Below are 24,858 nucleotides of genomic sequence, written 5' to 3' on the forward strand. Positions count from 1 at the left end.
ACTCGTTGATTCTCCTCGAGGGAGCGAAAACCGTCCCCTTGGATCTCAGAATGATGGACGAATATGTCCTTTGCGCCGCCGTCAGGGGCGATAAAGCCGAAGCCTTTCTCGCTGTTGAACCATTTCACGGTTCCCTGTGTCATAATAATTTCTCTTCTCTTTTCAGTTGGGTATAAATTTAGATACACCCATAACCAGCCATAACAGGAACCAATCGCCGGATATTCTTCGATTAGTTTATGTCCAATATTTTGTTAGGCCTCGGGCTCTCGGCTACGCCCCCTGCGACGACGCTGGACGTCGAGGCCGCGCGGGAGGTTGGGCGAAGGGGTCGGGCGCGCACGATTTGAGCCGGATTTCGAGGGGGTTGTGGGCTCAGCGTTGCTTGGTATGCAGCAAAGCCTCGGTCTGTGAGATGTGGGCGGACTTAGCGCGCTTGTCGGCACGTTTCTCTTTCAGAGACTTACCGGTCTTTTTGGTCATAGTTTGCCGGGGAGATTTATCAGACATCGCGGCCCTTTGATATGGGGGCCTGTGTTGGTCCCGAGTCTTCGAGTCTACGCCCCCTCGGCCCGCGTCGCCCACTGTGCCCAACGGTTGGTCGACCCGCTGACGACGGTGTGGTAAGGGGCGAGGCGCACCGTGAACTCGAAACCCCGGGGGGATCGATAAGGCGCGGCGCTACCGTGAGCCCCGGCCGCCTCCGGAAATCGTTTTGTGCGCGCCGGTGAACCGAGCGCCGCCCCCCGGCGGCACACGAGCAGATAGTGGCGTAACGTCCCTAAAGAGCTGTTCGTTGTCGGCGCTGGCCTCGAACGTGATACCCATCGAGATCACGGGCAATGCAATTCCTCCGTCGGCCCGTTTCGCGGGTTGATCGTTTCGAACTGCGAAGGGTTGCCCATGAAGCGCGCAGAACCGTCGATCGGTGTCATTGCGTCTCAACAGAATCCAACGACAAACTTCATCGTAAACTCTGTGGAGCAACGGTGCGCGGGGACGACTACCTCGGTGGCGGAGCCAACTCCACGCATGATCAATGCGGTAGGGCCGCGGCGCCCGGTGAGCCGGGTGCGGCTCACTCTGGCATCCCGGCTTGGGAACAAGATTGATGGAGCGTGGTGGCCCCGTACTGGGCTGATCTCGCAAGAGTTGACTGAATTGGTCTCTGTTTTGGATGTCCGTTTAGGCCATGTCATCGACATCAACGTCAACTGGTCATCTTTGCAACGCCAGCCGGACCTGAATTGGGACTGTTGGCAGGGTATACGCCCACGCGTTATGACGGTTGGGGGCCGCGATGCGCGGGCGAAACTTCTGATCGTTCCGCACCGAACTGGTACAGCCCTCGCGGTAATGGTTTTGCGCCGGGCTGCCGGCCTACCCGTAAATGCGGCACACCGCGATTCCCGCGCTTTCCAGACCGCCGAATGCATTGTCCGCGTGGCGCGCGGCGAGCAAATGTTTGAAGTGCGCCGGTCACGGCGAGCCGATGTCGCCGCGATGCCTCAAGGCCGGGAGGATTGAGAGTATCTCGGGTCCACCTGCCGCGCAGGGGTCACGCCGGTTGCCGAGGGACTGACGCGCGAAGCTGATGCAGTACGGGAATCGTTGATTCCCAGTGGTTTTGGGTGATGGGCTGCCCGTAAGCGCTTATACGCGGGTTTCCGTATCTTCCGCGCTGGTCAAAAGGAGGCTCTCGACGGTCGAGGCATTGCTTGGGCCGGCTGCGGTCATCATGATGGCGTGTGCCTGGTCTGGGTCGGCGTGCCGGGAAACCACCAGTAAGACGGTTTTGGCGCGATTGAGCCCGAGGACGTCGACGGTGTTGACCGGCTGGAGACGATATCCGTCGAGTCGTACCGTTCGTCCCCCTGTCGCGAATTTTGTTGGCGGCTTTGCCCATTCGTTCACGTTGTACATCACACGGCCAATCGGGCCGAGTCGAACTGACAGCACCGACAGCAGATCTGGCAGCTCTGCCGTGAGGTCCTCACTGTGCGGCCACCATGCACCATCGACATACCCGCTCTGGGGCGCCTTGGGCTTCAGCCTCAAGCGCGGTGTGTGCGCCGGTGGGGCATGCCGGTGCTGGGCATCCACTTGGTCTATTTTCAGCGTCATAGCGACGCTCCCGTCTCGACCGCGAAACCGGCCAAATCATTCGAATCGGCGACGAGGTGGCTTTGAGTAGTCAGGTACGAGGTATCGCCGATGGTTCGTACACTACTCGGGTGTTCCAGCACCAGCGACGGCAAAGCTGGTCGCTGTGATCAGCCGATCGGGCGCGCGTTCTCAGCGGATGGAAACTAGTTGGTCGATCGAATCCGCGGGCAGGTCGCCGTCAACGACCGCGGTCACAATCAGCTGGTTGAGCTCGATCTGGCCCTTGTGATTATCGAGGAACGCGGTGTCGGCGGCGTCACGACCGGTGGCTATGCGGACAAGGGTTTGCCGCGGCGCTAGCAGCGTCGCATCGACTACCCGCCATTGCCCCTCGACAAAAGCCTCGGCCACCGCGTGAAAGTCCATCGGATACACGCCCGGCGCGTACACGGACACCAGGCGGGCCGGGACGTTGACCGCACGCAGCAGCGCCACCACCAGATGCGCGTAGTCGCGGCACACACCTTCGCCGGCGAGCAACGTGTCCACCGCCCCGTCGATCGGATCGCTCGAGCCGGGCACATAGTTCAGCCTGGTGCCGACCCACGAGCTCACATTCTCTAACAGAGTCGCCGAATCACCGTAGGTGCCGAATTCGGTTGCGGCGAAACCATAGAACTTATCGGCCTCAGCGTAGCGGCTGGGTCGCAGATACATCGATAGGTCGTATTCGGTTACCGGAGCCGGATCAGTCTGACCCACGATCGTCGCCGCGTAGTCGATTTTCAGTGTGCCCGCCGCTGCGTCGATCTTGTGGATGCGGTTGCCATGCACACCGCTGACTTCCAGGGGCTGGACTGGCCGTCCGTTCAAGACGAAGCACAGCGACTCGAAGACCTCAGTGCGCGGATGCGGAGCAACAGCGATCTGAAACTCCAGCGTTGTGGGCGCGATGATTTCAACTTCGATCTCGGCGCCCACTTCTCGTCTCATAGCGCGATAATGCGCCAATCGTTGCCGATTCGCCAGGCGAGCGACGACGCCGGTTCGTGATGGCGGGTCCCCTGCACATGCGCCCGGCAGACCCAGAACCTGGGACCCTGGGGCCGCAAGCGATGCCGAATCGTGAGTGCCGCCGCAATGGATCGCCACGGCGTCCGCCGCTGCTGAGATCACCTTTGCCCACTACAAGCGCTGGCGGTAGTCCATCTCCAGATCTTCTATCTTCGCCGCATTTGGCATACCCAGAGGGAGGGTGGCACGGTTCTTCCGTTGAGTCGGTAGTTCGACGCGGGCCGCCGGTGTCGATGCCCCTCGTCGGATAGTCACCAACTCAAGGGGTTACTCGATCCCTGTTCCGCCTCATGGCGTGCGACACCCGGGCCGTTCGCCGGCAGCGCGTTGGTTGCCAGCGTCCCTGTGTTTCTGGCCAGATTGGAGTAGGGTGAACGCATCGGTGGTATTGCGTTTGTGATCGTTTGGGTCATGTCGTCGCCGATTCGAATGGTTGGCCGGTTTCGCGGTCAAGACGGGAGCGTCGCAATGACGCGAGAACAAGCCCGCAACAGCTTGAGGTGCGACGGCACACGGGGCGTCCGCGCGCCGCGGTTTCGATTGAAACTTACGGCGCACGGCAGCGGGTATGTGGATGGTGCATGGTGGCCACGCAGTGACGATCTGATGACGGAGCTGCCAGATCTGATCGCGGTTCTGTCGGTGCGCCAGGGCGCGATCAGTCGTGTGGTGTACAACCTCACTGAATGGAGAACAACGCCCACCGAACTCGTCACCAGCGGACGTGCGGTCCAACTTGACGGATACCGCGGCCAGCCGCCCGGCACGGTCGAAGTCCTTGACGCCAAGGGCAATAAGATTGTCTTGCTGGTTGTCCCATTTCATATCGATCCCGACCAAGCACACGCGATTGTGATGGCAGCTGCAGCGCCGGGCAACGTGTCAAGCGTCGATAACCTGCTCATGATCAGCGTGGAAGACAGGGAAAGCCGCACAGCGAGCGACGCCGCGCGGGGGCGCTGGGATTCGCAAGGCAGAGCCAAACAGCCGAAGCGCCGGGATCGACCCGCGACCCTGTGGCAGGTCTTCCCGGCGTCTACCCCGCGGCAGCGCGCCCGCACCGGACCATAACTTAGGGACGAACGACTATGACAACTGACGACCTGGTATTCAAATCCTTCAGCGACTTCGGTATTGACGACATCCCCGCCGAGGCAGCAGTTTCGCGACGCATGCTTCGGCGACTCGAGGACATTGACAATTCGACAACTCCCGGCCCGATTACCTCGGCTGCGCGCGCCGCCTTGGCGTCCAGCGTCGTCGCACACGCCGTGGTCGAACTCGAGACCCAACTCATCGAATTGAAGAAGCAACTGGCGCAAGCGAAGTGAACAACCCGTCACCGGCGAAGATCGTGCACCGCGCGTTGGAGCGATTCTCTTCACATCACCGTCGGTGAGTGCCGGTTGGGGGCTGTGGCTCAAAAGGTTTCGTTGCGAGGGGACGGCGCACTGATGGTTACGCGATTGTCGGGGACCGATGCGCTGTCGCTACATACACAGAGCTCGAGGACGCCTGCGCACACGCTCACGCTGGTCATCATCGATGCGTCCGATCAGCTCAGCCACCAGCGGCTTCACCAACTGGTGGCCACGTCGTTGCCGCAACTCGCGCGATTTCGCAGCCGACTGGTGACCAAGCCGCTGGGTGTAGGACAGCCCCTGTGGGCCGAGATTGACGACTATGACCCTTCTCCGCAAATTCATCGCGCGACGGTTCGCCCTCCCGGCGACCGGCGGGAATTCGCCGATCTCATCGCGGATCTAAGTGCCCGGCGACCGGATTGCGGTAAACGGCTCTGGGAAGCTTGGAGTATCGACGGTCTGACGGGCGGCAGGTGGGCGTTGGCGGTGAAGATGTCGCCCGTACTCAATGACGGGGCCGCAGGCGCGGTGTCTCTCTGGCCGCGGTTATTGACTACCGGGCCGCGCGCCGATTTGGCGAATAGTCTGCCGGTCGAGTCGAGCCTGGGCTCGGCGCCTTCCGTAGGCGAGCTCGTTACCGATGTAGTGACCGAGATCGTCGAGAACCACGTGACCGGCGTGTGGCTGATCGCTGAGACTGTGTCTGGTCTGCTGCAGGCGGTGCGCGGTCGGCTGCTCCGCACGCGCGAACGGGAACCGATGAGCCGGGCGGCATCGCCGATGAGCGGGCCGGTGCCGCACACAGTGTTCAACGCACCGCTGACGAAGCGGCGTGCGGTGGCCTTCGCTTCGATCCCGCTGGCAGACGTGAAGACGGTCAGCGACGCGTTCGGGGGCACCATCACCAACGTTGTTCTAGCTGCTTGCACACTGTCATTGCGCGCGTGGCTGCAACGACACGACAAGGTGCCCGACCATCCACTGCTGATGCGGATGCCGTTCGAGTTGCCGGCCACGGATCCCCATCGGATTGGCAAGGCGTTGACTATCGGGCGGCTTCGCATCCCGGTACACCTCGACGACCCTGTGCAGGTCCTCGCCAACCTGCATACCGCCACCGAAAGACTGAATGCCATCCTGACCGGCAACGAAAACAATTCTCCTACAATTGATTTAGAGACGATTGCCTCACTTATCCCACCGGCCCTAGCTCACGTGGGTATGAAGCTCTACACCCGATCAGGCCTGCGGCGTCAGCTCAAGCCGATCTGTCACGGCAGTGTCTCCTCCGCTGTCGTTGAGCCGGTGCCGGCGTACTGTGCCGGCGCCAAGGTCGTCGGTATGCATACCGTGGCGCCACTTGCCGAGGAAAGTGGCTTAAATATCGCGCTAACCTCCCGCGGTCAGGAGCTGGATGTGAGCGTGTGTGTGTGCCCCGACAATGTGCCTGCGGTCGACGATATCGCGACCGGGATCGTGCACTCTGTCGATATTCTGGTAGCGGCTGCGCAGGGATCTCCTCGCGGGCAAGGCCGTTCCGTCGTTTCAGAGATGACGTCACACCCCGCAAATCGTTCGCGCCGCAGGACCCATTAACAGGTTCATCGAAGACCTTTGCCGGTTTGCAGTTTTGCGGGTGCCTTCACCCATTCGTTGAAGTTGTACGTCCACGCGGTCAATACAGCCCGGTCATACCGACAGCACCCCCAACAAGTCGCCGTTTGGAAGGTGATCGCTGTGCGGCCACCATGTCCAATCGAGGTGGTGTCGCCTTCGACTTCCGTTGAGGCGCAACGCCTTTTGGACACCGTCTCCGCTTCAACACGGGCGATAAATGCGGCCGTGCTGTGGCAACTCGTCCGGAAGTTTGGCCCGGGTCTTAAGGATTCGGAGGAACCTTCGCCGTGGTTGTGGGCTCCCGGCTAGCATGCTGTAGGCTTGTGAGAAGTTCCCTCGGTTTCTGTAGAAGCCAACTTGGGGAGTTAGAGGTCGGGTCGCTACAGCGGTGCCGGCCTTGTCCATGCTCAGGGCCATCTATTCGCAGTAGGAGTCGCGGCCCCGCATATCACCAACGCCAGCGTTTCGAGGGTTGTGTGCGTGATCCGGGCCAGGGGACTGACGACGGTCGCCTACTGCGAGCGCCTGTCGGACATTGCGATATTCGTCCGCTGCGTCGATGCCGAGACGTCATGACAAATCTGAGCTGTCCTTTTTCGAGCGCCGACCAGAACAGCGATCAGATCCCGGGTGATCGCCGCGGGGCTGGGTACGACTTTCGACGATGTAGGCCAGGAATGTGCCCCAATCAAGGCATGGGGGACTGAGTGGGGTGGATGAACAGCACTGGTTGCGGCGTGTCGAGTTCGGCCCGTAGCGACTCGAAATCTGAGTGGCCCGGTAACGACCTCGTGTGTTCGACCGGCCGCCCGACCGGTGCGACACCGTTGGTAGATCCCCAAGGCCCGAATGACGGTCTCTTTGCTAAGCGACTTACGACCCCTTGACAGGAGCCGTAATGCCCCTGGTCAGGGGCGGTATCCGGAGGTACGCTCCGGCTGGTTCGGAGTATTTGAGCGCCCCGACCCATGGAGATAACCTCGCAAAGGGAGTACACAGATGGCGAACAGCGTAGCGGTCCATAACAACGGGGTCCCTCAGCAGCGCGCGCAGGATGCCGAGGTACTAAAGGAGTCAGGTGTGCACAAGCTCGTCGTCGCAGACCGCGACGGCAACTGTTTAGCGTTCGTATTGGCTTGGGACAGTTTCCACTATGACGCCGAGACCGACACCTATGTGTGCATTGCCGACAGTGATGGCAGAGAACTCATGACCATGTACACGGCCGGTGAAATTAAGTCAGCACCCGGTGCGAACATGTATGTCGTAACCGCACCTGATGGGTCCAATCGCCGCAGGCCGCTGCAGGCCCTGTGAGCTATCGGACAGCTGGCAAGCTCCAACCTTGAGCGTTCCTTAGTTTCGAGCGTCGTGGGAACACGTCCCGCAGTTTGATGCTGTCACGTGACCCTTTGCGGACGCGGAGCTTCGAGCGGTTTTTGCACGCCAATTTCCATGCCATCTTGAAGGATCCGGCGAGCTGACCGCCACAGGTGGGACAGGGTTCGGCGAGCTGCCGGCAAAACAATGTCTGCCGCCCCAGCCGCCCCGAACGGTGGGGGACACTTCACATCGCGAAGGTTATGATAGACCGGTCGTACGGTTAGTTACGTCGAAGGGTTCAAGATGCCCAGATCGCCCGGCAGGCGTGGCGAGATTCTCGATGCGTTTGTCCGCTATGTCGCCGAACGTGGCTACGAAAGAACGAATATCGGCGACATCGCCGACGAGCTTGGCATGTCTAAGGGCACCATCGTTCATCACTTTGGAACCAAAGCGCAGATGTTGCGGGAGCTTGAAGAAACCCACCTGGCCCGCCAGCTCGATGTGCTGCGGATGGCGTGGGATCGCCTGGCCGCGCCGCACGAACGCATCGCCGCAATCATTTACGCCTCCACACTGCTACAGGTGATCGCCCGCAACGCGACGGTGGCAAGCCAGCGCGAGGTGGTTCAGTTATCCGATGACCCGGCGATGCAGCAAGTGCGTAAGTTGCGCCATCAATTGCAAACGCTCACGATTGACGAGATCCGCAACGGGGTGGAGAGCGGTGTATTCCGAAGCGTGGACGTCGAACTGGCGGCATTGCAGCTGTGGGGATCGCTGGAGTGGATGTGGGTGTGGTTCGACCCCGCCGAATCCCGCACACCCGAACGAGTGGGGGCCGCTTTCGTCGATGTGTTCCTCGGCGGACTTCTGCTCGACCGCTTCGGGCTTAGCAAGTGGGCAAACCCTTCTGCGAGCGTCGTCTCGGTGGTGCGCGAATGCCTTGCCGCGATAACGGGTGCCACAGATTGACCGCCTGGCGGCAGAATGCTTTGCGAGGCTGGGTATTTGGCCGTAGACGCTTCCTACCATGAAGTGCTGAGCCGTGCTCGGCGGCATTTCGTCGAGCGCGACCAGGCGAGACGGTCCTGACTGGGGAGGCGCAAAAAGGACCGATGAACCCCGGTAGATCGTCGAGCAGCGCGAGAGGTTCTGGGTGGTCCGTAGTCAGGAGCGGGCGGCGATCCTATTTTATTGACTGACCGTACGGTCTAGTGCCATAGTTGCTGCGTGGCGCAAACGCGGGCGACAGGGACCGAGATTGCCGGTTGGGAGGGTGATGCGGTCGACCGGCGTCCGGAACGCAGGTCACACGAAGAAGCGTTGCGCCGGAACTTGGGGCGACGAACTCGCAAATCGTCCTTGTTGATGCAAAGTTCGAAATGCGTTCTGGCGAGTAACTTTTCGCAGCACCGTCCGGGACACCGCGAGGCACACGATTTCGTCGTGAGGGGGCGGTCATGACGACGTCGACAGCTACCTCGAACGTGATTGCCGGCAAAATCGGCAACAGGATCCGACCCGGGGCGGAAGTGGCCGGCGGGTTCGTCCGGATGTGCGTGCTGACCGGCAAAGCCTTGGCGCGGCCGTTCGAATGGCGTGAGTTCATCTGGGTTGGCTGGTTCCTGATGCGGGTCTCGCTGCTGCCCACTATCGCGGTGTCCATCCCCGAAACCGTGCTGCTCATCTTCACGCTCAACCTCCTGCTGGCCGAGATCGGTGCCGCCGACGTCTCCGGTGCTGGTGCCGCGATCGGTGCGGTCACCCAACTCGGCCCGATCGTGACGGTGCTGGTAGTCGCCGGCGCCGGGGGCACCGCCATCTGCGCCGACCTCGGCGCGCGCACCATCCGCGAGGAAATCGATGCGCTCGAGGTGCTCGGCATCGACCCGATCCACCGGCTGGTGGTGCCGCGCGTCGTCGCCTCGACGATCGTCGCGGTGCTGCTCAACGGCCTCGTGGTCGCCGTCGGCCTGGGGGGCGGCTACCTCTTCAGCGTGTACCTGCAGAACGTCTCGAGCGGTGCCTACCTCTCGACTTTGACATCGCTCACCGGCCTACCCGAGGTGGTGATCGCGTTTATCAAGGCCGCGACGTTCGGGCTGATCGCCGGCCTGGTCGGCTGTTACCGCGGACTCATCGTCCGCGGCGGGTCCAAAGGACTGGGCACCGCCGTCAACGAGACAGTGGTGTTGTGTTTCATTGCGCTGTTCGCGGTCAACGCGGCGCTGACCACCATCGGTGTCCGGTTCGGAACGGGGCGCTGACATGACGACGGCTACCCCAGCTACCCCACTACGTGCCCGCTTCCCACGGGCAGCCACCAACGTCACTCGATACGGGGCGGCACCGGCACGGGTTCTGGTCGAGATCGGCCAGATGGTCTGGTTCGCACTGACTGCCGTCGGGCAGATCCCCTTCGCGGTGCGCCGCTACCCAAAAGAGCTGCTGCGGATCGTTGCCCAGATGGGGATGGGTACCGGCGCGATGGCCGTGGTCGGTGGCACCGCCGCCATCGTCGGCTTCATCACCCTGTCCGCGGGCTCATTGGTCGCCATCCAGGGCTACGCGACGCTGGGCAACATCGGCGTCGAGGCCTTCACCGGATTTTTGGCCGCGCTGGTCAATGTCCGGTTCGTGGCGCCCGTGGCCGCCGGTCAGGCGCTCGCCGCGACGGTCGGTGCCGGCGCCACCGCCGAACTGGGCGCCATGCGCATCAGCGAGGAGATCGACGCGCTCGAGGTGATGAGCATCCGGTCGGTCGCCTTCCTGGCGTCCACCCGGGTGGTGGCGGGTCTCGTCGTCATCATCCCGCTCTACGCGTTGGCGATCACGCTGGCCTTCGTGTCCCAGCAGGTCACCACGGTTTTCTTCTACGGGCAGTCCGCCGGTACGTATAACCACTACTTCCACACATTCCTGCGCCTCAACGACGTGGGGTGGTCGTTTGCGGAGGTGATCCTGGTTGCGGCGGTCGTGATGACCACCCACTGCTACTACGGCTACACCGCCAGCGGCGGGCCGGTCGGCGTCGGTGAGGCGGTCGGACGGTCGATGCGGCTGTCGTTGATCACGATCGTCGTCGTGGTCGTACTGACCGCGATGGCGGTCTACGGCAAAAGCCCCAACTTCAACCTCACCGTGTAGCCGCCATGACGTCCCCGGTGAAGGAGAACCCGCCACGCATCCCGCCGTACAAGACGGCGGCCGTGGTGTTCTTGGTCGTCGCCGCGGTGGTGCTGGGGTTCGTATGGTTGCAGTTCCGGGGCGAGCTCACGCCGAAGACGACCCTGACTATGCTGGCTCCCCGGTCCGGCCTGGTGATGGACACAGGATCGAAAGTCACCTACAACGGAGTCGAGATAGGCCGAGTATCAAGCATTTCCGAGATTCAGCGTGACGGCTCGCCGGCTGCCAAGTTCCTTATGGACGTGAAGCCGAAGTACATCAACCTGATTCCCGCCAACGTGGACGCCAAGATCAAGGCGACCACGGTGTTCGGCAACAAGTACGTGTCATTGACCTCGCCGAAAAACCCTACGCCGCAACGCATCACCGCAAAGCAGGTGATCGATGCGCGGGCGGTGACGACCGAGTTCAACACCTTGTTCGAGACGCTCAACTCGATCGTGGAGAAGGTAGACCCGGTCAAGGTGAACCTGACGCTGGCCGCGGCCGCGCAGGCATTGACCGGCCTGGGCGACAAGTTCGGGCAGGCGATCGTCAACGGCAACGCCATCCTCGACGACATCAATCCGCAGATGCCGCAGATCCGCCATGACATTCAGCGGCTTGCGGCCCTGGGCGACACCTACGCCAACGCCGCGCCGGATCTGATCGACTCCCTCAACCACGCGGTGGTCACGGCGCGCACGCTGCACCGTCAGGAAGCCGAATTGGATGCCGCGTTACTGGCCGCGACCGGGTTGGGTAATACCGGGGAAGACATCTTCCGGCGCGGCGGGCCCTACCTGCAGCGCGGGCTCGCCGACATGCTGCCCACCGCCCAGCTGCTCGACACCTACAGCCCCGAGATCTTCTGCACGATCCTCAATTACTACGACGAAGAACCCGCGGCCAATGCGACGACTGGCGGCAACGGCTACTCGCTGAAAACCATGAGCGAGCTGACCTCGGGGTTGGGCGGCATCCTGACCCTCCCGGGGCTGGCCGGCACCGCGGCCACAATGGGGCTCCTCGGGCTGGCCGGACTGGTGGGCGGGGCGCCGAATCCCTATGTGTTTCCGGACAATCTGCCCCGGGTGAACGCCCGCGGCGGGCCGGGGGGTGCGCCGGGTTGCTGGCAGGCCATCACCCGCGACCTGTGGCCCGCGCCCGAATTGGTGCTGGACACTGGCGCCAGTCTCGCCCCGTACAACCACCTGGACACCGGCTCACCGTATGCCATCGAATACGTGTGGGGCCGCCAAGTCGGGGACAACACGATCAACCCATGAAACTCACCGGCTCCGCTATCAAGCTCGGCATCGTCTCGTTGGTGCTGACGCTGATCACCGTCTCGATCGTTGTGGTGTTCGCCCAGATGCGCTTCAACCGCACCAACAGCTACAGCGCGGAGTTCAGCAACGGCAGCGGCCTGAAAGACGGCCAGTTCGTCCGCGCCTCCGGAGTCGAGGTCGGCAAGGTCAAAAAGGTGCGGCTGATCGACGGCGGCACGCGGGTACGGGTGGAGTTCGATGTCGACCGCTCGATACCGCTCTACCAGTCGACGACCGCCCAGATCCGCTATCTCAATCTGTTCGCCGACCGCTACCTGGAGCTCAAACGCGGCGAGGGCGAGGGCGCCGACCGGGTCCTGCCGCCGGGCGGATTCATCCCGCCGTCCCGAACTACACCGGCGCTGGATCTCGACGCCCTGATCGGTGGTTTCAAGCCGCTGTTCCGGGCGCTGGAACCGGAAAAGGTCAACACCATTGCGTCGGCCATCATCAACGTGTTTCAGGGTCAGGGCGGCACGATCAACGACATTCTCGACCAGACCGCGCAGCTGACCGCGCACATCGCCGAGCGCGACCAGGCGATCGGCGAGGTGGTCAAGAACCTGAACCTCGTGCTGGACACCACGGTTAGGCATCGCAAGGAGTTCGACCAGACCGTCGACAACTTCGAGAGATTGATCACCGGGCTGCAAAACCACGCGGACCCGCTGGCTGCCGGCGTCGCGAACATCAGCAAAGCCGCCGGAACGGTCGCCGACCTCCTGGCGGACAACCGCGCCCTGTTACACAAGGAGATCGACTACCTGCAGGCGCTCCAGCAACCGCTGGTCGACCAGCGTGATCAACTCAGCGATCTCATCCACAAAACGCCGACGGCACTCAATCTGATCGGTCGCAGCATCGGCCTCTACGGGGACTGGGTGAACTTCTACCTCTGCGACCTTTCGATCAGATGGAACGGGCTGCAGCCCGGCGGTCCGGTCCGCACGGTGCGGATCTGGCAGCAGCCCACGGGCAGGTGCACGCCGCAATGAGAACACTGACGGAGTTCAACCGCCGCCGCGTCGGGCTGATGGGTGTCACCGTGTTGATGCTCGTCGTCGCCGTCGGCCAAAGCTTCACCAGCGTCCCGATGATGTTCGCCAGTCCGAGCTACTACGGGCAGTTCACCGACACCGGTCAACTCAACAAGGGCGACAAAGTGCGCATCTCCGGCGTGCATGTCGGCACGGTGCAGGGTTTCGACATCGACGGCGACCACGTCCTGATCAAGTTCACCATCGGCGCCAACACCATCGGCACCGAGAGCCGGCTCGCGATCAAGACCGACACCATCCTGGGCAAAAAAGTTCTCGAGATCGAGCCGCGGGGAAGCCAAACGTTGAGGGCCGGGGGCGTGTTGCCGCTCGGCCAAAGCACCACCCCCTATCAGCTCTACGAAGCGAACTCCGACATCACCAAGGCCGCCGCCGGCTGGGACATCGACACCGTCAAGCGGTCGCTGAACGTCTTGACGCAGACCATCGATCAGACCTACCCGCACCTGAGTGCCGCCCTCGACGGTTTGGCCAAATTCTCCGACACCATCGGTAAGCGCGACGAAGAGATCAAGCACCTGCTCGCTCAGGCCAACCAGGTAGCCGGCGTGCTCGGCGACCGCAGCGAACAGATCAACCGGTTGCTGGTCAACGCGAAAACGTTGCTGGCCGCGTTCAACGACCGTGGGCGGGCCATCGACGCCCTGCTGAGAAACGTTTCCGCCTTCTCGACGCAGGTGCAGGGGTTCATCAACGACAACCCGAGCCTGAATCCTGTGCTGGAGCAGTTGCACGCCATCAGCGACGTGCTGGTGGCACGCAAAGACGACCTGGCTCAAACCCTCACGTATGTCAGCCAATTCGCCGCATCACTGGGAGAATCCGTCGCGTCGGGACCGTACTTCAAGATAGTCCTGTCCAATCTGCTGCCATACTGGCTGTTGCAGCCGTTCGTCGACGCCGCCTTCAAGAAGCGCGGTCTCGACCCGGAGGACTTCTGGCGCAGCGCCGGATTGCCCGCGTTCCGCTGGCCCGACCCCAACGGCACCCGCTTCCCCAACGGCGCGCCGCCGCCCGCGCCTCCGGTGCTGGAGGGCACCCCGGACCATCCCGGACCCGCCGTCCCGCCGGGAACGGCGTGCTCGTACACCCCGGCGGCCGACGCGCTGCCGCGGCCGTGGAACCCGTTGCCATGCGCGGGCGTCGACGCCGGACCCTTCGGAGGTAGCTTCCCGGCGCCGGTCGACGTGCAGACGTCGCCGCCGAACCCGAACGGGCTGCCCCCGACCCCGGGCATCCCGATCGCCGGGCGTCCCGGCCAGCCGCCGCCCGACGTCCCGGGCACACCGGTGCCGCTGCCGACACAGGCGCCTCCGGGGGCGCGCACCGAGAACCTCCAACCCGCCGGCCCCGTCCCGCCACCGTCGACGTTCGCGCCCGGTCTGCCGCCGGGGCCACCCGCGCCACCCGGACCCGGGCAGCAGCTGCCGGCGCCGTTCATCAACCCCGGCGGCACGGGAGGTAGCGGCGCAGCGGGAGGTAGCCAAAATTGAGCGGCGTCTTTGATTTCCACAACTTGCGCTCCCGCAGGGTCATCATCGCGCTGGTGGTGGCGCTGGCCCTTCTCGCCGGGTTCGTCGGGTATCGGCTGTACAACAAGTTGACCACCAACACCGTGGTCGCTTACTTCCCGGAGGCGAACGCGCTCTATCCCGGGGACAAAGTCCAGATCATGGGCGTTCGCGTGGGCTCGGTCGACAAGATCGAGCCGGCCGGCGACAAGATGAAAGTGACGTTTCACTACAAGAACAAATACAAGGTGCCGGCCAACACGTCCGCCGTGATCGTGAACCCCACCCTGGTGGCATCGCGGAACATTCAGTTGGAGCCACCCTACAAAGGTGGCCCGGTGCTGGCGGACAACGCGGTGATCCCCATCGAGCGCACGCAGGTGCCGACGGAGTGGGACCAGCTGAGCCAGAGCGTCGCCAATGTCATCTCCAAACTCGGCCCGACACCCGAGCAGCCCAAGGGTCCCTTCGGCGACGTCATCGAGGCCTTCGCCGACGGGCTGGCCGGCAAGGGCAAGCAGATCAACACCACGCTGGACAGTCTGTCGCGGGCGTTGACTGCGCTCAACGAGGGCCGTGGGGACTTCTTCGCGGTGGTGCACAGCCTGGCGCTGTTCGTCAACGCGCTGCACAAAGACGACCAGCAGTTCGTCGCGCTGAACAAAAACCTGGCCCAGTTCACCGACAAGTTGACCGGGTCCGACCAGGACCTCGCCAATGCGCTACAGCGGTTCGACGGCCTGCTCGCCACCCTGCGGCCGTTCTTGGACAAGAACCGCGGAGTGCTCACGCACGACATCGACAACCTCGCCAGCCTTACCACCACGCTGGTCCAACCCGAGCCGCTGAATGGTTTGGAGACCGCCTTACACGTCCTGCCGACTCTGGAAACGAACCTCAGCCAGATCTACCACCCGTCGCACGGCGCGGTCATGTCCATCCCGGCGATACCGAACTTCACGAACCCAATGCAGTTCATGTGCAGCATGATTCAAGCCGGTAGCCGGCTGGGCTATCAGGAATCGGCCGAACTGTGTGCGCAATACCTGGCACCGATTCTCGATGCGATCAAGTTCAACTACCTGCCCTTCGGGCTGAACCTGTTCAGCACCGCCGAGACGCTACCCAAGGAAATCGCATACTCGGAGCCCCGCCTGCAGCCGCCAACCGGGTACAAGGACACCACGGTGCCCGGGATCTGGGTGCCCGACACCCCGTTGTCGCACCGCAACACCCAGCCCGGCTGGGTTGCCGCGCCGGGCATGCAGGGCACTCAGGTCGGGCCGATCACGGCGGGCCTGATGACCCCCGATTCGCTGGCCGAATTGATGGGCGGCTCGGACGCCGCGCCGCCGCCGTCGGGTTTGCAGACACCACCGGGACCACCGAACGCGTACAACGAGTATCCGGTGGTGCCGCCGATCGGCGTGCAGGCGCAACAGGTGCCGATCCCGCCGCCGCCTCCGGGACCGGGTGTGGTCCCGGGGCCGGTCGCGCCGACGCCCGCGGAGGCGGCGGCCTCGACAGGACCGGGCTCGTGAGGCGCGCGATGGTGCGCGGGTTGGGCGCTCGCGCCCGATACCGGGCTTGGCAGGGGCTGGCCCTACTGGGGGCTGCCGTGGCGCTGACATCGTGCGCGAGCTGGCAGGGAATCGCGAATGTGCCGATGCCCGGTGGCCCGGGCAGCGGGCCCGGCTCCTACACCCTCTATGTGCAAATGCCCGACACGCTCGCCCTGAACGACAACAGCCGGGTGCGGGTGGCCGATGTCTTTGTCGGCACGGTGCGCAAGATAGAGCTGAAGAACTGGGTCGCCACGATAACGCTACGTCTGGACAAAGGCATCAAGTTACCCAAAAACGCCACCGCCAAGATCGGGCAGACAAGCCTCTTGGGTTCTCAGCACATAGAGCTGGCCGCGCCCCCCAACCCGTCCCCCGAGCTGTTGAAAAACGGCGACACCATCCCGCTGAAAAATGCGTCCGCCTACCCCACGACCGAGCAGACACTGGCCGGTCTCGCCATGGTCCTGCGCGGAGGCGGCATCCCCAACCTCGAAGTGCTGCAGAACGAGGTCTACAACATCCTGAACGGGCGGGGCGACCAGATCCATGCCTTCCTCGGCAAGCTGGACACCTTCACCGCCCGGCTCAACGAGCAACGCGAGGACATCACCCGAGCCATCGATTCCACCAACCGGCTGCTGGCGTACGTGGGCCCCCGCTCGGACGTTCTGGATCGAGTCCTCACCGAATTCCCGCCGTTGATCAAGCATTTCGCCGACAAGCAGAACCTTTTGATCGACGCGGTCGACGCGACGGGACGGCTCAGCGGAGTTGCCGACCAATACCTGTCCGCCTCGCGCGGCGACCTGCACGAGAACCTGGTGGCGCTGCAGTGCCCGTTGCGGGAACTCGGCCGTGGCGCACCGTATCTGATCCGCGCACTCAAGCTGATGCTCGTCCGGCCGTTCGACCTCGACGCCGTGCCCAAGTCTTTCCGCGGCGACTACTTCAACCTGTCGCTGACGCTCGACCTGACCATGAGCGCTGTCGACAACGCGGTCCTCACCGGGACCGGATTCTCCGGAGCGCTGCGCGCGCTCGAACAATCGTGGGGCCGCGACCCCGAAACGATGATCCCCGACGTCCGGTACACGCCGAATCCGAACGATGCCCCTGGCGGGCCCCTGGTGGAAAGGGCGGACAGGCAATGCTGACCCCCTTGATCAGGCGCCAGTTGATCCTGTTCGGCATTCTGAGCTTGATCTCTGCGGTTGCTCTGGGCGGGTATTACCTGCGACTTCCCACCGCGGCAGGGATCGGCCAGTACACGCTGCACGCGGACCTGCCCGCGTCGGGCGGTCTGTACCAGACGGCCAACGTGGCTTATCGCGGTGAAACCATCGGCACGGTCACCGCCATCGAGCCGACCGAGACGGGCGCGCGGGTGACCATGAGCATCTCCAACCGCTACAAGATCCCGATCGACGCCGCGGCGAACGTGCATTCGGTGTCGGCGCTCGGCGAGCAGTATCTGGACCTGGTGTCGCAAGGCAACCCGGGCAAATACTTCTCGGCGGGACAGACCATCACCAAGGGCACCGTGCCCACTGATATCGGGCCGGCGCTGGACGCTGCGAACCGCGGGCTGGCCGCGCTACCCAAGGACAAGATCGCCTCGCTGCTCGACGAAACAGCCCAAGCCGTCGGCGGATTGGGCCCCGCGCTGCAACGACTGGTCGATGCGACGCAGGCGATCGCCGGCGACTTCAAGGCCAACATCGGCGATGTCAACGACATCATCCAGAACTCCGGACCGATCATCGACAGCCAGGTCGACTCGGGTGATTCGATCGAACGCTGGTCGCACAACCTGGACATCCTGGCCGCGCAGAGCGCGGAAAACGACCAGCACGTGCACAGCATTCTGACGCAAGCGGCGCCGACCGCCGACCAGGTCAACGCGGTTTTCGGCGACGTCCGCGAGTCGCTTCCGCAGACGCTGGCGAACCTCGAAATCGTGCTAGACATGCTGAAGCGCTACCACAAGGGCGTGGAGCAATTGCTGGTCGCCTATCCGCAGGGCGCCTCGGAAGGCCAGACGGTAACGACGCCTTTCCCGGGCTACGCGTCGCTCGGCACCTCGCTGACGATCAACCAGCCCCCGCCGTGTCTGACCGGGTTCCTCCCGGCGCCGCAGTGGCGGTCGCCGGCGGACACCAGCCTGGCGCCGATGCCGTCTGGAACTTATTGCAAGATCCCGCAGGACACTCCGGCCAACGCCGTGCGCGGGGCACGCAACTATCCGTGTGTCGATGTCCCCGGTAAACGCGCCGCGACGCCACGGGAGTGCCGCGACTCCAAACCCTACGTTCCGTTGGGCACCAACCCGTGGTACGGCGACCCGAACCAGATCCTCACCTGTCCCGCGCCGGCGGCGCGCTGTGATCAGCCGGTCAAACCGGGTCAGGTGATACCCGCGCCATCGATCGACAACGGCCTCAACCCGGCGCCGTCCGACAGGGTGGCGGGGACGCCGCCTCCCGTCAGCGATGTACTGACGCGGCCGGGATCGGGGACCGTCGAGTGCAATGGGCAGCAACCAAACCCGTGCGTCTACACCCCCAGCGCGCCTCCCACTGCCGTCTATAGTCCACAGAGCGGTGAACTGGTGGGGCCCGACGGTGTCAAGTACTCGGTCGAAAATTCGAGCAAAGCGGGAGACGACGGATGGAAGGACATGCTGGCGCCGCCCGGCTGAACCCCATCGACGCGTGATGCGTTCAATCCGACTGATTTACAGCGCTTTTCGTCTCGGCCTGGACGCGTCGGCCGTGTGAACCCGGCCCCTCGCGCCCAACGGAACCCACTCGCACGAAGCTCGTCGAGCAACTTCCGACTTGTCGCTTTAGATCCGGGCGGAACCGTTGACACTGACCGCACGTACAGTCATATACTTGCCATCACGAGGTAGCAACACCCCGCGGCCACCCGGTGAACATAGAGAGCGGAGCGAAATGCGGGAAGTGATTGGCCTAGGCCAACTTCGGAGTGACGCGTGTACGTATCTCGAGCGGGTTGCCGCCGGGGAGACGATCGACGTCGTCCGCCGCGGCAAGTTGGTGGCACGGATCGTGTCGGTCGGTGAGAAGAGGGTGGCGCCGATCCCGGCGCGATCCGTCAAAGTGGCGCCGGACGCTGGCGGGTGGGTCGGGCTTGACGAACTGCGAACGCGTGCCGGGCGGTGCTTCGATCGGGTTGCGGCGGGGGAGACGATTTACGTCGTCCGCGGCGGCAGATTACTGGCGCGCATCGTGTCGGCCGGTGGCTCGAGGATGACCCCGATCCCGGCGGACGTTGGCCGGCGTATCGAGCTTGACGAACTGCGAAAGCGTGCGGGGCGCTATTTCGATGAGGTTGCGGCAGGCCAGCCGATAGAGGTCACCCGGAGCGGCAAGCTGGTTGCTCGCATCGTGTCCGCCGCCAGGAACGACGCCCGCAGGAGCGTAATCGCTGGCGCTCGGTCCCGCAGTACGAAAAGCGGCTTGCCGCGACTACAAGGATCGTACGAAAGTCATTATGCTGCTGCCGATTACGCAGCAGCCGTTAATGCAGCGGCTCCATTGCCGATCGACTAGCACGACGTCGGGAGGTTAAATGAAGGCCTATCAAATTGTGGTCGTCGGCACTGACGGCTCGGAGTCGTCGCTGGGTGCGGTCGACCGTGCCGGCGAGATTGCCGCCGAGTCGAACGCGAAGCTGATCATTGCGACGGGGTACTTTCCCAACAAGGACGACGTGCGCGCAGCCGACGTCCTCAGGGACGAGGCCTATAAGGTGCACGGCAACGCGCCAATCTACGCGATCTTGCGCGAGGCCCGCGATCGGGCCAAGGCGGCTGGGGCGAAGAATATCGAGGAACGGCCGATTCAAGATGCTCCGGTACAGGCTCTGGTGGACCTCGCCGAGGAGGTTGACGCCGATCTGCTGGTGGTCGGCAATGTGGGACTGGACGCACGATCCGCGCTTGTCGGGCGGGTTTTCTCGGTCCCCGGAGGTATCGCCACCAAAGCCACGATCGACGTTCTGATCGTCCGCACCACTGGCTGACCGGCGGCTCGCCGGCGCACGGCGACGACACCTCGAAGCCATCGGCTCACCACATGGGGCCTTTGGTCCTGCCCGCTGCGTCTTTTCGGCCCTAGTGACGTGGGTCACGCTGTCGGTACGAAGGGGACGCTGGGGTCGGTGCGGAGGTAGGAACAGCTATGAGCCAGCACACGATTGCTAACTCTGTCGAACACGACGACGTCGACAAGTGGAACGCGCGTCTCACAGAGGCAATCGTGGAGCTCAGCCGTCCACTCGTCCGGTACTTCCGCGCTGAGGTGATTGGTCTGGACAACATCCCGTCTGGACCATCGCTGGTTGTGTCCAATCATTCCGGCGGCGTGCTTACGCCGGACATGTCCGTGTTCGCGGTCAGCTATTACGACAAGTACGGCTACGACCGCCCCCTGTACGCGCTGGCGCACGACATGCTCTTTAAAGGACCCCTCGCCGAACTTTTCCGGCAGACCGGGGTGATTCAGGCGACGCGCGCGAACGCGGCGAAGGCACTCACCACCGGTGCGCCCGTCCTTGTCTTTCCGGGCGGCGACTATGACGCCTACCGGCCTAGCGCGTCAGAGAACGTGATCGGCTTCGGCGGCCGAACCGGGTACGTGACCACGGCGATCGAGGCCGGGGTGCCCATTGTTCCCACTGTGTCCATTGGCGCGCAGGAAAGTCAGCTGTTTCTGACCCGCGGCAAATGGCTGTCCCACGCTCTTGGGCTTTCCAAATTCGGACAGAAGCTTGGCCGCAGCGAGATCATGCCACTCACGTTCGGCTTTCCGTTCGGGTTCAGCGTCTTGTCGTTGCCGATCAACTTGCCGCTGCCGACCAAGATCGTCACCGAAGTGCTCAAGCCGATCGACATCACGGCCGAGTTCGGCGATCACCCCGATGTCGAGGAAGTGGACCGGCGGGTCCGCTCAGTCATGCAGACCGTCTTGAACCGCATGGCCCGCAGGCGCAGGTTCCCTATTTTTGGTTGACGTCGTCGGCGCAGTCGCAGTGTCGATACCGCGCCATCGAATTCAGACCACGTCCAGGCCGTCGACTACGAGCCGTTCGTAGACACAGATGCGCCCGCGGAGCAACTGACTCAAAGATAGCCGACCGGTCGACTACTATCGGAGGTTATGCCGCGCCCGCCGAACCCAGAAGTGCGCCGCCGCCTGCTTGCCGCGGGGCTCCAACTCGTGCACGCGCACGGATTCGCCGCGAGCGGCGTCAAAGACATCACCGACGCAGCCGTCGTGCCGAAAGGGTCGTTCTACGCGTATTTCGCCAGCAAAGAGGCTTTTGCCGCAGCGATCCTCGAACATTACTGGACCGACATCGAGACGCGGCTCCTGCCAATCCTTGACGCGGACGGGTCGACGCAGGAGCGAATCACCCGCTTCTTCCATGCTCTCGCTGACGAACACGAGGCCGGCGACTTCCTGCTCGGCTGCTTGGTCGGCAACCTGTCGCTCGAGCTTGGTGGTTCCAGCGAACCGGTACGCGCCGAACTGATTCGCATCCTCGACCGCTGGGACACGGCTCTCACGACGTGTGTGCGTTCCGGCCAGCGTGGCCCGGGTGACATTCGAGCGGATCTTGCTGCGGGGGAGCTCGCCTCGCAGCTGATCGAGGCGTGGGAAGGCGCGGCCCTTCGCGGGAAAGTGACCCGTAGTCGCGTGCCGTACGATCGGTTCGAAGCGGTCACGGTCCCGGCGCTTCTGCACTGATTGGGTTTTCGGGAACAGTCGGCTAGCAGGTCTTGTTAAATAGACGACTGGTCATCTATAGTTACGACAGATCACCGCCAGGTTCCTGAAACGCGAGGATGGCCCCACGATGACAGACCCGACCAGCTACGCCGAGCCGCAGAAGCCCGCGCTGCCGGTTTCTGGATTTGCGCTCGACCTGGAGCGCGCCGCGCTTGTCATCACCGATCCACAGATCGATTTCCTTAGTCCTACAGGCGCCGCATGGCCGGTCGTCGGTGACAGCGTCCGCGACAACAACGTCGTCGCTCACATCGGCGAATTGCTTCACTCCGCGAAACTGGCGGGCATCACTGTCGCCGTCTCGCCGCACTACTTTTACCCAACCGACAATCAGTGGCTGTTCGGTGATCCGCTCGAGAAATTCATGAGCAACGTCGGCATGTTCGGGCGCCGGGGCGCTTATACGACGGACGGATTCGCCGGGTCGGGCGCCGACTTCCTGCCGGCCTACCGGCACCATATCCACGACGGGCAAACCGTGATCGCCTCTCCGCATAAGATCGTTGGCCCCGAATCGAACGACCTCGTGCTTCAGTTGCGCAAGCGCGGCGTGAACCAGGTCATCCTCGCCGGGATGGCGGCCAACCTGTGCGTCGAAGGCCACCTGCGCGAACTCATCGAGCAGGGCTTCGAGGTCGCTGTCGTCAAGGACGCCACAGCGGGTCCGCGCCTGCCCGAAGGCGACGGCTACCTCGCCGCTCTGGTGAATTTCCGATTCCTCGCCAGCGCGGTCTGGACCACGGCCGAGGCAATTGCCATCCTAAAGGAGGGCGGCTGATGACCGCGCCCCTTGCTCGCGCCGACGGCACGGAACGCATTGTCCCCGAACGCATCCAGCCCGCCAAGGGCATGGCTGAACGAAATGAAACCAATCAAACGAGGAGGCCGAAAGCCATGACATCGCATGAGGACCTAAGCCAGCACAGGTTCACCTTGAACAACGGCAGCGGTGAGATCCCGGCGCTCGGATTTGGGACTTCGCTCTCCGACAACAAAAAGACGCGACACGCCGTCAAGACGGCGGTCGAGGTGGGGTTCCGCCACCTCGACGCAGCCGAGCGGTACCGCAACGAAGCGGAGGTCGGCGCGGCGCTCAAGGAGTTGTTCGCTGCCGGGACCGTGCGCCGCGAGGAGCTGTTCGTAACCACGAAGCTGTGGAACAACAACCATCGACCTGAACGGGTCAAGCCCGCGCTGCAGGCCAGCCTTGACAGGCTCGGGCTGGACGCCGTCGATCTTTACTTGGTGCACACCCCGTTCGCGTTCCAGCCCGGCGACGACCAAGATCCGCGCGACCCGCACGGAGCGGTCGTCTACGACGACGGCGTCACACTGGAGGAAACGTGGGCCGCGATGGAGTCCCTTGTCGATGAGGGACTTGCGGGAGCGATAGGGCTGTCCGATATCGACGCCGCGGGCACTCTCAAAATCGTCGAAACCGCCCGAATCAAGCCGGCGGTCGTCGAGGTCGAGTCACACCCCTATCACCCGCAATGGGAACTCCACGAACTGCGCGAGACACACGGGATCATCCTGCTGGCATTCGCTTCGCTGGGACACGCGCTGGAACCGCGACTTCTCGATGACCCGCTCATTGTCTCGATCGCCCAGCGTTTCGGAAAGACCCCCGCGCAAGTACTTCTGGCCTGGGGCATTCAGCGCGGCAGTGCGGTTCTCACGGCATCCGTCACCCCGGCACGCATCAGCGAGAACTTCGATGTCACCGCTCTTCCCGAGACCGCGATCCAAGAGATCAGCGAGCGTCTCGAAACTCGGATCCGGTTCAATTCCGTTGTAGACGCGGGAAAACCGGGATTCGCTGAAGTGCCACAAGGCAGCTGAAAGCAAGCGGCCGTTTCGCCGAAACGAAGGGGAATCACGATGAGGTATTCCGCTCCGTCGAGCCCGCCGCCGACACCGGCAGGGCTCGACAGGTCGGATCCCCCTCAACCGGTCGGGGCTGAGGAGACGACGGTGCAGAGCAGGCTTGCCGCTGTGGGCTTCCACAGCGGCGAGTTGACCGTCCAACGGCAAGCGCGCGTCGAAGCACAGGCAGCCCGGCTCGCGCCGATGGTCGCTCCCGGCGAATTACGCGCCGGAATGGCCGGGTTCATCTCTGAGGTGACGTTCGCAGCCATGACCGCCCGCGACCGGACCGGGCGGCTTTGGACCTCACCGCTGCTCGGGCCACCCGGGTTCCTGCAGGCCGCCTCGCCGACAACATTGGAGATCAACACGTCGCTGCCGAGCGCCGACCCCCTCCACGGCCTTTCTCACGGGCAGCCGGTGGGCGTCATCGCCATCAACTTCATCACCCGGCGGCGAGTTCGTATCAACGGCTTCCTCACCTCTACCGAGGCGGGTCGGCTGACCATCAACGTCGACCAGGCCTACGGCAACTGCCCCCAATACATCCAGCAGCGCCACATACAGATCGATGGATCACCCGACGACAACCGCGCACAGCTGTATTCCGGAAATGCGTTGCGGCCCGAGGACATTCGCCTCATAGAGGCCGCCGACACATTCTTTTTGGGTACCACCCACGCCATCTCCGGCAACGATGCTTCCCACCGCGGCGGCCCTCCCGGATTCGTCCGCGTTGCGCCAGAGCACCTATGGTGGCCCGACTATCCCGGCAACAACATGTTCAACAGCTTCGGCAACCTCTCCGCCGACCCCACCGCGGCTCTGCTGTTCATGGACTTTCGCGCCGGCATCACGCTTCAGCTCTCGGGTGCTGCGACCGTGTGCTGGGGCGACCGGGCCGCCGCCGGCGACGACGCCCAGACCGGACGCCGCGTCCAATTCGTTCCGGAGCAGGTGATTACCACGGCGATGCCCGCCCTCGGCGAGACCGACCACGCCCCTTACCCGAGGAACCCACCGCTAACCCGACAGCAATCGTGAAGGGGTTCAAGC

General features: G+C 63.5%; 24 protein-coding genes. 21 read left to right on the plus strand and 3 right to left on the minus strand.

Annotated elements, in window-relative coordinates; genetic code table 11:
* Nucleotides 1–143 (minus strand): cold-shock protein (locus tag ACLP4W_RS03650; protein WP_442384273.1); only part of this gene is annotated, 143 nt, incomplete at its 3' end.
* Between the two features lie 889 nt (nt 144–1,032).
* Between ACLP4W_RS03650 and ACLP4W_RS03655 the strand changes: the two genes are divergently transcribed.
* Nucleotides 1,033–1,527 carry a DUF5994 family protein gene (locus ACLP4W_RS03655; RefSeq protein WP_442384275.1) on the plus strand — a complete coding sequence of 165 codons (495 nt, stop codon included), beginning with the start codon at nt 1,033–1,035 and terminating at the stop codon, nt 1,525–1,527.
* A 126-nt stretch (nt 1,528–1,653) separates the two neighbouring features.
* On the opposite strand, the gene ACLP4W_RS03660 is transcribed toward ACLP4W_RS03655, so the two are convergent.
* Entirely contained in the window at nt 1,654–2,124 is a 471-nt protein-coding gene (locus ACLP4W_RS03660) for a DUF5994 family protein (protein WP_442384215.1), read from the minus strand.
* A gap of 171 nt (nt 2,125–2,295) precedes the next feature.
* A complete protein-coding gene (locus ACLP4W_RS03665) occupies nt 2,296–3,099 on the minus strand; it encodes a transglutaminase-like domain-containing protein (protein ID WP_442384217.1) in 804 nt (267 codons plus the stop codon).
* A 549-nt stretch (nt 3,100–3,648) separates the two neighbouring features.
* Here ACLP4W_RS03665 and ACLP4W_RS03670 point away from each other — a divergent pair.
* The 20 genes from ACLP4W_RS03670 to ACLP4W_RS03765 all read left to right on the plus strand — a co-directional run bounded on the left by ACLP4W_RS03670 (nt 3,649) and on the right by ACLP4W_RS03765 (nt 24,846).
* Entirely contained in the window at nt 3,649–4,251 is a 603-nt protein-coding gene (locus ACLP4W_RS03670; protein ID WP_442384219.1) for a DUF5994 family protein, read from the plus strand.
* 17 nt (nt 4,252–4,268) lie between these two features.
* Complete coding sequence (locus tag ACLP4W_RS03675) at nt 4,269–4,511, plus strand: hypothetical protein (protein WP_442384221.1); 243 nt, start codon at nt 4,269–4,271, stop codon at nt 4,509–4,511.
* Between the two features lie 135 nt (nt 4,512–4,646).
* On the plus strand, nt 4,647–6,140 hold the full coding sequence (locus tag ACLP4W_RS03680; protein WP_442384223.1) for a wax ester/triacylglycerol synthase domain-containing protein: 1,494 nt from the start codon (nt 4,647–4,649) through the stop codon (nt 6,138–6,140).
* Nucleotides 6,141–7,160: 1,020 nt separating this feature from the next.
* Nucleotides 7,161–7,478, plus strand: a complete 318-nt coding sequence (locus ACLP4W_RS03685) for a hypothetical protein (protein ID WP_442384225.1) — start codon at nt 7,161–7,163, stop codon at nt 7,476–7,478.
* A 309-nt stretch (nt 7,479–7,787) separates the two neighbouring features.
* The gene (locus ACLP4W_RS03690; protein WP_442377425.1) at nt 7,788–8,459 is read left to right on the plus strand and encodes a TetR/AcrR family transcriptional regulator; all 672 of its coding nucleotides are present in this window, start codon (nt 7,788–7,790) and stop codon (nt 8,457–8,459) included.
* Between the two features lie 581 nt (nt 8,460–9,040).
* The gene (locus ACLP4W_RS03695; protein ID WP_442377427.1) at nt 9,041–9,754 is read left to right on the plus strand and encodes an MlaE family ABC transporter permease; all 714 of its coding nucleotides are present in this window, start codon (nt 9,041–9,043) and stop codon (nt 9,752–9,754) included.
* Nucleotide 9,755: 1 nt separating this feature from the next.
* Nucleotides 9,756–10,634, plus strand: coding sequence for an MlaE family ABC transporter permease (locus tag ACLP4W_RS03700; RefSeq protein ID WP_442384227.1), 879 nt, complete (start codon nt 9,756–9,758; stop codon nt 10,632–10,634).
* A 5-nt stretch (nt 10,635–10,639) separates the two neighbouring features.
* On the plus strand, nt 10,640–11,944 hold the full coding sequence (locus tag ACLP4W_RS03705; RefSeq protein ID WP_442384229.1) for an MCE family protein: 1,305 nt from the start codon (nt 10,640–10,642) through the stop codon (nt 11,942–11,944).
* Entirely contained in the window at nt 11,941–12,981 is a 1,041-nt protein-coding gene (locus ACLP4W_RS03710) for a virulence factor Mce family protein (RefSeq protein WP_442384231.1), read from the plus strand. Before ACLP4W_RS03705 ends, ACLP4W_RS03710 begins: the two co-directional genes overlap by 4 nt.
* On the plus strand, nt 12,978–14,537 hold the full coding sequence (locus ACLP4W_RS03715; RefSeq protein WP_442384233.1) for an MCE family protein: 1,560 nt from the start codon (nt 12,978–12,980) through the stop codon (nt 14,535–14,537). The genes ACLP4W_RS03710 and ACLP4W_RS03715 overlap by 4 nt, the downstream gene beginning before the upstream one ends.
* Entirely contained in the window at nt 14,534–16,096 is a 1,563-nt protein-coding gene (locus ACLP4W_RS03720) for a virulence factor Mce family protein (RefSeq protein ID WP_442384235.1), read from the plus strand. The genes ACLP4W_RS03715 and ACLP4W_RS03720 overlap by 4 nt, the downstream gene beginning before the upstream one ends.
* Before the next feature lie 8 nt (nt 16,097–16,104).
* Entirely contained in the window at nt 16,105–17,274 is a 1,170-nt protein-coding gene (locus ACLP4W_RS03725; protein WP_442384278.1) for a virulence factor Mce family protein, read from the plus strand.
* A complete protein-coding gene (locus tag ACLP4W_RS03730; protein ID WP_442384237.1) occupies nt 17,268–18,818 on the plus strand; it encodes an MCE family protein in 1,551 nt (516 codons plus the stop codon). Before ACLP4W_RS03725 ends, ACLP4W_RS03730 begins: the two co-directional genes overlap by 7 nt.
* A gap of 574 nt (nt 18,819–19,392) precedes the next feature.
* Nucleotides 19,393–19,695, plus strand: a complete 303-nt coding sequence (locus ACLP4W_RS03735) for a type II toxin-antitoxin system Phd/YefM family antitoxin (RefSeq protein ID WP_442384280.1) — start codon at nt 19,393–19,395, stop codon at nt 19,693–19,695.
* Nucleotides 19,696–19,714: 19 nt separating this feature from the next.
* Nucleotides 19,715–20,167 (plus strand): universal stress protein, encoded by a 453-nt coding sequence (locus ACLP4W_RS03740; protein ID WP_442384239.1) that lies wholly within the window; start codon nt 19,715–19,717, stop codon nt 20,165–20,167.
* A gap of 158 nt (nt 20,168–20,325) precedes the next feature.
* Nucleotides 20,326–21,156 carry a lysophospholipid acyltransferase family protein gene (locus tag ACLP4W_RS03745; protein ID WP_442384241.1) on the plus strand — a complete coding sequence of 277 codons (831 nt, stop codon included), beginning with the start codon at nt 20,326–20,328 and terminating at the stop codon, nt 21,154–21,156.
* Between the two features lie 147 nt (nt 21,157–21,303).
* On the plus strand, nt 21,304–21,894 hold the full coding sequence (locus ACLP4W_RS03750) for a TetR family transcriptional regulator C-terminal domain-containing protein (protein WP_442384243.1): 591 nt from the start codon (nt 21,304–21,306) through the stop codon (nt 21,892–21,894).
* Nucleotides 21,895–22,003: 109 nt separating this feature from the next.
* Nucleotides 22,004–22,714, plus strand: a complete 711-nt coding sequence (locus tag ACLP4W_RS03755; protein WP_442384245.1) for a cysteine hydrolase — start codon at nt 22,004–22,006, stop codon at nt 22,712–22,714.
* Nucleotides 22,714–23,778, plus strand: coding sequence for an aldo/keto reductase (locus tag ACLP4W_RS03760; protein ID WP_442384247.1), 1,065 nt, complete (start codon nt 22,714–22,716; stop codon nt 23,776–23,778). Before ACLP4W_RS03755 ends, ACLP4W_RS03760 begins: the two co-directional genes overlap by 1 nt.
* A gap of 39 nt (nt 23,779–23,817) precedes the next feature.
* Entirely contained in the window at nt 23,818–24,846 is a 1,029-nt protein-coding gene (locus ACLP4W_RS03765) for a pyridoxamine 5'-phosphate oxidase family protein (RefSeq protein ID WP_442384249.1), read from the plus strand.
* Nucleotides 24,847–24,858 lie beyond the last annotated feature (12 nt).

This window comes from Mycobacterium sp. (assembly GCF_052145595.1).
Taxonomy (GTDB): domain Bacteria; phylum Actinomycetota; class Actinomycetes; order Mycobacteriales; family Mycobacteriaceae; genus Mycobacterium.

Coding starts and splice junctions, on each gene's coding strand:
- ACLP4W_RS03735 (WP_442384280.1), top strand. CDS start 19,393: ATGACCCCGATCCCGGCGGACGTTGGCCGGCGTATCGAGCTTGACGAA.
- ACLP4W_RS03695 (WP_442377427.1), top strand. CDS start 9,041: ATGTGCGTGCTGACCGGCAAAGCCTTGGCGCGGCCGTTCGAATGGCGT.
- ACLP4W_RS03745 (WP_442384241.1), top strand. CDS start 20,326: ATGAGCCAGCACACGATTGCTAACTCTGTCGAACACGACGACGTCGAC.
- ACLP4W_RS03730 (WP_442384237.1), top strand. CDS start 17,268: ATGCTGACCCCCTTGATCAGGCGCCAGTTGATCCTGTTCGGCATTCTG.
- ACLP4W_RS03700 (WP_442384227.1), top strand. CDS start 9,756: ATGACGACGGCTACCCCAGCTACCCCACTACGTGCCCGCTTCCCACGG.
- ACLP4W_RS03740 (WP_442384239.1), top strand. CDS start 19,715: ATGAAGGCCTATCAAATTGTGGTCGTCGGCACTGACGGCTCGGAGTCG.
- ACLP4W_RS03750 (WP_442384243.1), top strand. CDS start 21,304: ATGCCGCGCCCGCCGAACCCAGAAGTGCGCCGCCGCCTGCTTGCCGCG.
- ACLP4W_RS03705 (WP_442384229.1), top strand. CDS start 10,640: ATGACGTCCCCGGTGAAGGAGAACCCGCCACGCATCCCGCCGTACAAG.
- ACLP4W_RS03710 (WP_442384231.1), top strand. CDS start 11,941: ATGAAACTCACCGGCTCCGCTATCAAGCTCGGCATCGTCTCGTTGGTG.
- ACLP4W_RS03760 (WP_442384247.1), top strand. CDS start 22,714: ATGACCGCGCCCCTTGCTCGCGCCGACGGCACGGAACGCATTGTCCCC.
- ACLP4W_RS03765 (WP_442384249.1), top strand. CDS start 23,818: ATGAGGTATTCCGCTCCGTCGAGCCCGCCGCCGACACCGGCAGGGCTC.
- ACLP4W_RS03685 (WP_442384225.1), top strand. CDS start 7,161: ATGGCGAACAGCGTAGCGGTCCATAACAACGGGGTCCCTCAGCAGCGC.
- ACLP4W_RS03660 (WP_442384215.1), bottom strand. CDS start 2,124: ATGACGCTGAAAATAGACCAAGTGGATGCCCAGCACCGGCATGCCCCA.
- ACLP4W_RS03670 (WP_442384219.1), top strand. CDS start 3,649: ATGACGCGAGAACAAGCCCGCAACAGCTTGAGGTGCGACGGCACACGG.
- ACLP4W_RS03715 (WP_442384233.1), top strand. CDS start 12,978: ATGAGAACACTGACGGAGTTCAACCGCCGCCGCGTCGGGCTGATGGGT.
- ACLP4W_RS03655 (WP_442384275.1), top strand. CDS start 1,033: ATGATCAATGCGGTAGGGCCGCGGCGCCCGGTGAGCCGGGTGCGGCTC.
- ACLP4W_RS03725 (WP_442384278.1), top strand. CDS start 16,105: ATGGTGCGCGGGTTGGGCGCTCGCGCCCGATACCGGGCTTGGCAGGGG.
- ACLP4W_RS03690 (WP_442377425.1), top strand. CDS start 7,788: ATGCCCAGATCGCCCGGCAGGCGTGGCGAGATTCTCGATGCGTTTGTC.
- ACLP4W_RS03675 (WP_442384221.1), top strand. CDS start 4,269: ATGACAACTGACGACCTGGTATTCAAATCCTTCAGCGACTTCGGTATT.
- ACLP4W_RS03665 (WP_442384217.1), bottom strand. CDS start 3,099: ATGAGACGAGAAGTGGGCGCCGAGATCGAAGTTGAAATCATCGCGCCC.
- ACLP4W_RS03755 (WP_442384245.1), top strand. CDS start 22,004: ATGACAGACCCGACCAGCTACGCCGAGCCGCAGAAGCCCGCGCTGCCG.